Annotated in this window: 9 protein-coding genes; all 9 read left to right on the top strand. The window is 51.4% G+C overall.

The features are described from left to right. Nucleotides 1–1,104: LDL receptor domain-containing protein (locus ABD892_RS12215; protein ID WP_345195998.1), on the top strand; the 1,104-nt coding region annotated here is incomplete at its 5' end. Nucleotides 1,105–1,281: 177 nt separating this feature from the next. Continuing rightward, complete coding sequence (locus ABD892_RS12210) at nt 1,282–1,944, top strand: YadA-like family protein (protein ID WP_345195997.1); 663 nt, start codon at nt 1,282–1,284, stop codon at nt 1,942–1,944. Nucleotides 1,945–2,234: 290 nt separating this feature from the next. Further along, on the top strand, nt 2,235–2,471 hold the full coding sequence (rpsP, locus tag ABD892_RS12205; RefSeq protein WP_345195995.1) for a 30S ribosomal protein S16: 237 nt from the start codon (nt 2,235–2,237) through the stop codon (nt 2,469–2,471). Then, nucleotides 2,471–3,052, top strand: coding sequence for a ribosome maturation factor RimM (gene rimM, locus ABD892_RS12200; protein WP_345195993.1), 582 nt, complete (start codon nt 2,471–2,473; stop codon nt 3,050–3,052). Before rpsP ends, rimM begins: the two co-directional genes overlap by 1 nt. A gap of 2 nt (nt 3,053–3,054) precedes the next feature. Beyond that, the gene (gene trmD, locus ABD892_RS12195; protein ID WP_345195992.1) at nt 3,055–3,825 is read left to right on the top strand and encodes a tRNA (guanosine(37)-N1)-methyltransferase TrmD; all 771 of its coding nucleotides are present in this window, start codon (nt 3,055–3,057) and stop codon (nt 3,823–3,825) included. Nucleotides 3,826–3,866: 41 nt separating this feature from the next. After that, a complete protein-coding gene (rplS, locus tag ABD892_RS12190; RefSeq protein ID WP_345195991.1) occupies nt 3,867–4,220 on the top strand; it encodes a 50S ribosomal protein L19 in 354 nt (117 codons plus the stop codon). A gap of 332 nt (nt 4,221–4,552) precedes the next feature. Then, nucleotides 4,553–5,440 (top strand): site-specific tyrosine recombinase XerD, encoded by an 888-nt coding sequence (gene xerD, locus ABD892_RS12185; protein ID WP_345195988.1) that lies wholly within the window; start codon nt 4,553–4,555, stop codon nt 5,438–5,440. Nucleotides 5,441–5,548: 108 nt separating this feature from the next. After that, nucleotides 5,549–6,328, top strand: a complete 780-nt coding sequence (locus ABD892_RS12180) for a DsbC family protein (protein WP_345195986.1) — start codon at nt 5,549–5,551, stop codon at nt 6,326–6,328. 168 nt (nt 6,329–6,496) lie between these two features. Then, on the top strand, nt 6,497–6,835 hold the full coding sequence (locus ABD892_RS12175) for an arylamine N-acetyltransferase family protein (RefSeq protein WP_345195984.1): 339 nt from the start codon (nt 6,497–6,499) through the stop codon (nt 6,833–6,835). The last annotated feature ends 41 nt before the right edge of the window (nt 6,836–6,876 follow it).

Genomic DNA, 6,876 nt, shown 5'->3' with positions numbered 1-6,876 from the left:
TTCCGAGACTGGCAAATATTATCGAATACGCCTCATGCTGGCTGCCATGTGGTCTGCACAGGAGTTTTTGAGTACTTACGGTGGGATGAAAAGTATCGCAGTTCTGATCGTTGTCCAGACGATACTTTTTTTTCTGATCAAGTACAGGCTTGTTTAAATAACAATGAATCAGGAAAAGATTATCAGTACAAGTTTTATTCTCCTTGGCTCGGGACTGCTGGAGTGTATTGCCCGGAAGTGTCATCCATTTTCAGCACGCCTGCTTATTCTGGTCGATACGCTGTCATTGATGAGGAAGTAGGATCTGGTTATCGTTTATGTAACTGGTGGCAAAATAACCCAGTATTATGCTCTGGGCAGGAGCTTGATTTTGGTTTTTACCGATTTAATTGGCCCATTCGCTGTAATAATAGCGATGCTGCATTTGTTGCGGGTCAGCGGACATGCTTTCCTCGAAGCTGGTTCGGTGATGGCAGGTCTGACTGCACGGATGGCTCTGATGAGTGGGATCTTAATAATCAAACCTGTACTGAGAAAGCGCTCAAGCCCTACTGTAATGTTACGGGTCTTTGCAGTGATGACTGTGAACCGATTCAGGTGGCAGTGTTCTCGACGCCAGTGATACCGATATTCGTGCCAGAACCAACACAGACACCTGAGTCTCCAGGTCCGGCATTTAAAAATCATAGCAATGAAGAGCAAATTGGCATTGCACTTGGTATTGGGGGTTCTCTTTTTGTTGTGACTCTCTTTAGCGGCGTTTTTGCCTGGAATGCCGTTATGATTCGCCGAAGGGAACCCGATATAAGTTTGTGTGCCCTCTTGGCTCAATCTGCGAGCACGACCTTTAATTGTGCAAGATGGTTCCGGTGCAGAGGAGAGCAACTTCAGGTGGCAGTTGGTAGTAGTTCATCACACGTAGGCGATGTGGAAGAAGCTTCAGGCCTGAATGCATCATTGCACGAAGATCGCTTGCTGGCTGGCTTAGAGGCCTATTTCGAGACGGCTTGTCCTACCTATGAGGAGGCTATGGAGATGGATGTGGTGAGTTTGCCTCCTCCTGAGGAGCTTCCTTCCTATGAAGTGGCTACGAGCTCGGTCTAAATCGATACGGCTTTACTACTCTTTTATAAGCTTGCCTTGTTTTGCTGAGTTTAGAGGGGGTTGCCTCGGTAATGTGCCCGTCGTAGTGTAAGTTTGCACAGTGTTCAGTCAGGACAGATTAAAAGCAATACCTTGCTATTCTCTTGTGATTTCCCAATCTTGTGAGTGGTGGTATGTATGAAGCTTTTATTATCGCTTTTATTAAGTATCTGGCCGGCTTGGGTTTATTCTGTCGGTCCTGTGCCGGGTGAGTTTATCCTTGAGCCGCATACATTTGATGGATCGAATCTGATGACTGATCAAGATATCCAGCAAATGGTCCATGAAAACCGCGAAGCGATTAATATGCAGCATGTGCATTTGAATTCGGTCTATCCGGATTTGCGCAGGGTGTCGCTTAGCAATGAAATTCTTTATCTAAAACCTTCATGGCCGGAAGGGCCTTATACCTATACCCGAGACGGGCAGACGTACACGGTGAATGCCAGGGATGTTGACCTCAATCTGGGGGCGGCTCTGCATCAAAGTCCATCGCCATCGAGTGGGGATACCATTGATAACTCAGCGGGTCAGGCGGCGTTATCGGCCTTCAATAGTATTAAGCGAAGGGTTGATCGTCAGTCCAAAGCTATCAGTGTGAATGCTGCATTTGCGGCATTGCCAGCAGGTTATATGCCTGACAAAACATTTGTTGCGATAGGTATGGGGCGCTTTGATGGCTATAACGGTACGGCGTTGGGACTGTCCAGGCAATTTGATAGTGGGGTGATGGTGCAGGCCCGGTACGGCGTCTCCGGCAATACCTCGGTGAAATCGGCAGCGATTGGTTTCGGTTTCTAGTGAATTATCCCTGCTTGCTCTATTTGTTCGGTATTGGCTCGTTGGATATAGCATTAATGCGCGCTTGCTGTGGGTAAAGTCCCTATTATTGTCTTGCGCATATGCCCTTGTCAGGATTTGCATCTCCCTTGATTTCCCGTAGAATACACCGCCTTTACGGGTAGAGGCTCGGGTCTCTGTGCGTCCGGTACTGCTGTACAGACGTTCTGTTTGATGGGTTGTCCTGAGTGATCAGGTGGCCATGAAACCCCGTAATGCCGGAAAGCAAAGACTACAGGAAGACAGATTCCATGGTAACTATTCGTCTTGCCCGGGGCGGCTCCAAAAAGCGTCCCTTCTACCATCTGACCGTTGCTGACAGCCGCAATGCACAGGGTGGCCGTTTCATCGAGCGCGTGGGTTTCTTCAACCCGGTTGCCCGTGGTCAGGAAGAGCGCGTACGCATCGACCGTGAGCGCGTTGACTTCTGGCTGGCGCAGGGTGCTCAGATGAGCGACCGCGTTAAGCAGCTGGTCAAGGCTGCCTGATGAGCGTTGCCGGTGCAGCTGTGCGTCCGTCTGGGCAGTCCTTCGGGGCTGAACAGGGTGTGACCATGGGGCGTATCACCTCGGTATACGGCGTGAAGGGCTGGGTGAAAGTCTATTCCTTTGCCGATCCGATGGAGAATATCCTCAAATACCGGCAATGGTTGTTACGGTATCCGGACGGTCGTACTCAGGCCGTTACCATCGATGGCGGTCGCAAGCACGGCAAGGGCATTGTTGCCCATGTCGCAGGTTGCGATGACCGGGAACGCGCCCTGCAATTTGCCGGGACGGATATCCTGATCGGCCGTGATGAGCTGCCGGAACTGGAAGCGGGTGACTATTACTGGCACCAGCTCGAAGGTCTGACAGTGCTTGCCCTCACCGAATCTGGCGATGAGGTAAACCTGGGCAAGGTAGACCATCTGATCGAGACAGGCTCCAACGACGTCCTCGTACTGCGTGCTGCCAAAGGCAGTATCGACAAGCGGGAACGGATGGTGCCTTATCTGCTTGATCAGGTGGTGCAAGAGATAAACCTTGAAGAAGGGTTTATGCGGGTCCTTTGGGATCCGGACTTTTAAAAATGTGGTTCGGTGTTGTCACCCTGTTTCCCGACATGTTTCGGGCGATTACCGATTTCGGTGTCTCCGGGCGCGCGGTGAAGCAAGGACTGATCGAGGTGAATACCTGGAATCCCCGGGATTTCACCCACGATAAACATCGGACAGTGGATGACCGGCCTTATGGCGGTGGTCCCGGCATGTTGATGAAAATTCAACCTCTGCGTGATGCGATTCGGGCAGCCAAGGCTGCCGCAGGTCCTGAAGCCCGTGTTATCTATCTGTCGCCGCAGGGTCGCAAGCTCGACCAGGCTGGCGTGGAAGAGCTGGCCGCACGATCGCGGCTGATACTGGTTGCAGGACGCTACGAAGGCATTGATGAGCGTCTGGTGGAAACCGAGATCGACGAAGAGTGGTCTCTGGGGGACTACGTGCTGAGCGGCGGTGAGCTGCCGGCAATGACACTCATTGATGCAATATCGCGCTTTGTACCGGGCACCCTGGGTCATAAGAATTCCGCTGAAGAGGATTCTTTTGCCGAAGGACTGCTGGACTGCCCTCACTACACCCGTCCTGAGGTGTTCGAGGAGCGCCAGGTGCCTGAGACGCTGCTGAGCGGTGACCATGAACGGATCCGCAAGTGGCGTCTGAAGCAGTCGCTGGGACGTACCTGGCTGCGTCGACCGGACCTTCTCGAAGGGCGGGCGATGAGCAGGGAAGAAGAGCGGCTGCTGGCAGAATTTATCGCAGAGTCCGGCCGGACGGCGGTAAACGACAGTCCTGAAGCAGAGTAATCTGCGGACCGTAATTGACTGACTTTGGGAGCATTTTGCACATGAGCAAAAACAAGATTATTGCCCAGCTCGAAGCTGAGCAAATGGAGAAAGAAGTACCTGCTTTCGGTCCCGGTGACACCGTGATCGTACAGGTCAAGGTAAAGGAAGGCACCCGTGAGCGTCTGCAGGCGTTCGAAGGTGTGGTTATCGCCAAGCGTAACCGTGGTCTGAACTCTGCTTTCACTGTTCGTAAGATTTCTAACGGTGTGGGCGTTGAGCGTGTATTCCAGACTTTCAGCCCGCTGGTAGCAGAAATCCAGGTCAAGCGTCGCGGTGACGTGCGCAAGGCCAAGCTGTACTACCTGCGTGAGCGTAGCGGCCGTGCTGCGCGCATCAAGGAAAAGCTTAACTAATCCCGACCGTTTCATTTTCGCTTTCCGGCGGAAAAAGGGCAGCCAGCAGGCTGCCCTTTTTTTATGCCATCCAATAGGCAGTTTGGTACTAATGTGGCAAGAAGGGGGCATGGTGAGTATTGTCAGATTGGCCTTGTCTGGGTGTTGAGTGGTCATGATATTTGGCGATGTTAGTTGCCTTGCATGATGTCGCTTTGTTAGAGGGCATGTTTCCATTTTGGTTGTAGTGTTTACCGGTTAGCCTTGAATGTTGAACCTTCAGAGTGTTCTCGTTGTCTGAAACGTGTAGTGATTGGTACGCTAAAGCCATTGTCTGTTAACTGGATTATTTTGTGGCAAATACCCTGATTGATCAGTTTCTTGAGAGTCTATGGTTGGAGAAGGGCTTGTCGGACAATAGTCTGTCGGCCTATCGAAGAGATCTTGACCAGCTTTCTGCGTGGTTGGAGCAACACGGTAAAACGTTAATGGATGCAACTCATCCATTGTTGCAGCAGTTTTTAGGCTGGCGGGCTGAGCAGGCATATAGTGCCAGGTCGACAGCGAGGGTGCTGTCTGCCATTCGGGGGTTTTATCGTTATCTCTTACGTCGGGAATTGATCAGTGAAGATCCGGTGTGTTTGATTGAGTCCCCCAGGCTGGGTCGTCAGCTGCCCCAGTCGCTCAGTGAGACGGATGTGGAGGCGTTGCTTCAGGCGCCGTCGGTGGTGCGGCCGCTGGAGTTTCGGGATCGTACGATGCTTGAGCTTCTATATGCCAGTGGCTTGCGTGTGTCGGAGTTGGTTGCCCTGAAAACCGGGAATGTCAATGTTCGCCAGGGCGTGGTCAGGGTGCTGGGTAAGGGGAGTAAGGAGCGGCTGGTGCCATTGGGTGAAAATGCCCTCGACTGGTTGGAGCGATATCTGGTTGATGGCCGGCAAGCGCTGTTGGGGGAAGTGCGGACGGATACCCTTTTTCCCGGGCGGCAGGGCAAGCCGATGACCCGGCAGGCGTTCTGGCACCGCATCAAGAAATATGCCATCAAAGCCGGTATCGACAAGCCGCTGTCACCCCATACATTGAGGCATGCCTTTGCGACGCACCTGTTGAATCATGGAGCCGATTTGCGTGTTGTCCAGTTACTTCTGGGGCATAGCGATCTATCTACAACACAGATTTATACCCATGTGGCCAGGCATCGACTACAGCAGCTCCATGCTGAGCATCATCCGAGGGGATAATGGTATGAATCGTTCAATTTGAGTGTCGTGAAATGGGGTATGACTCGGTACACTATGCCGTTTGGGACTATGGTTAAATTATCTGTTATTGACTCAATGAGGATGCTTATGCGGTTCTTTTCAATTTATCTTGCGTCGCTGCTTTTGCTGGTCTCCGTGGGAGGTCATGCAAAGGAGGCGGTTGCTGAGGCATCCGTTACTGATAAGGCATCTGTTAGCATCCGGAACAGTCTCAAATCGATTGATCCCGCGATTCCCATTGAATCCGTGACGGAAACGCCGATGAAGGGTGTTTTTGAAGTGGTTTTGTCCGGCAATAATGTGCTCTACGCCAGTGCAGATGGGCAATACCTTTTCCAGGGTGACCTGCTGAAGCTGGAAAATGGCGAGATCAATAACCTGACCAATGGTGTCAGAGCCAAGGCCAACAAGGCAGAGTTGGGGAGACTCTCGAAAAAGAACATGATTGTCTTTTCACCGACAGGCGAAGTTCAGGGTGTGATTTACGTTTTCACTGATGTGGACTGTGGTTATTGCCGGAAACTGCATACAGAGGTAGGTGAATTGAATAGCCTGGGGATAGAGTTGCGTTATGTTGCCTTCCCCCGCGGTGGGCAGCGTTCACCGGCTTACAAGAAAATGGTATCTGCCTGGTGCTCTGATGATCCCCGGCAGGCCATGAATATTCTCAAGAGTGGTGGCTCCATTCCCGATAAGTCTTGCATCAACCCGGTTGATGAGCAGTACGAGCTGGGTGTGAAAATGGGGATTCGTGGTACCCCGGCGATTTATCTGGAAGATGGCACCTCTATTCCTGGTTATCGCCCCGCTAAGGATATTGCCAGCATGATGGGGCTTTTGCCTGAACAGGCTGTGACCAAAAAGTAACCGTCGCTGTTTTTCAGGGTTTGATGGATGCGCCGTGTTTATCACGGCGTTGTTGTTTTTAGGTGCCTGCTATCCCGGTTGTTTCGATCTGCCATTCTGCATATTCGTTAGTAGGGGGCGTGCATTGTCTATTATCAGTCTTATTTTTCCCTATCCTTGAAGCCGCTTATGACTGCAGATGTACAGCGTTATCTGGACAGGATCGAGTTTGTCCGCAACCCCGATTGCAGTGCTGAATGTCTCAGGGCGTTACATGTCGCGCATTTGAATCATGTTCCTTATGAAACAATCGATCTTCGGCTGGATATCCCCGTATCGATGGACATAGAGGCTATTTATAAAAAGGTGGTTCTCCGGCGTCGGGGTGGATATTGTTATGAGTTGAATCGGTTATTTGCGTGGCTGTTACGCAAGCTGGGTTTCAAGCTGCATTATTTGTCGGCCTCGCTCTGGCATGGTGAGAGAGGGTTGCGTATTCTGGCACAACTTGAACACCGATTCTGGTAACTCTTGAACACCCATTCTGGTAAGTCTTGAACACTGATTCT

Source organism: Kistimonas scapharcae (assembly GCF_039540975.1).
Lineage (GTDB): Bacteria > Pseudomonadota > Gammaproteobacteria > Pseudomonadales > Endozoicomonadaceae > Kistimonas > Kistimonas scapharcae.
The sequence above is the reverse complement of the archived record's forward strand: the minus strand, read 5'-3'. Positions and strand labels throughout refer to the sequence as shown.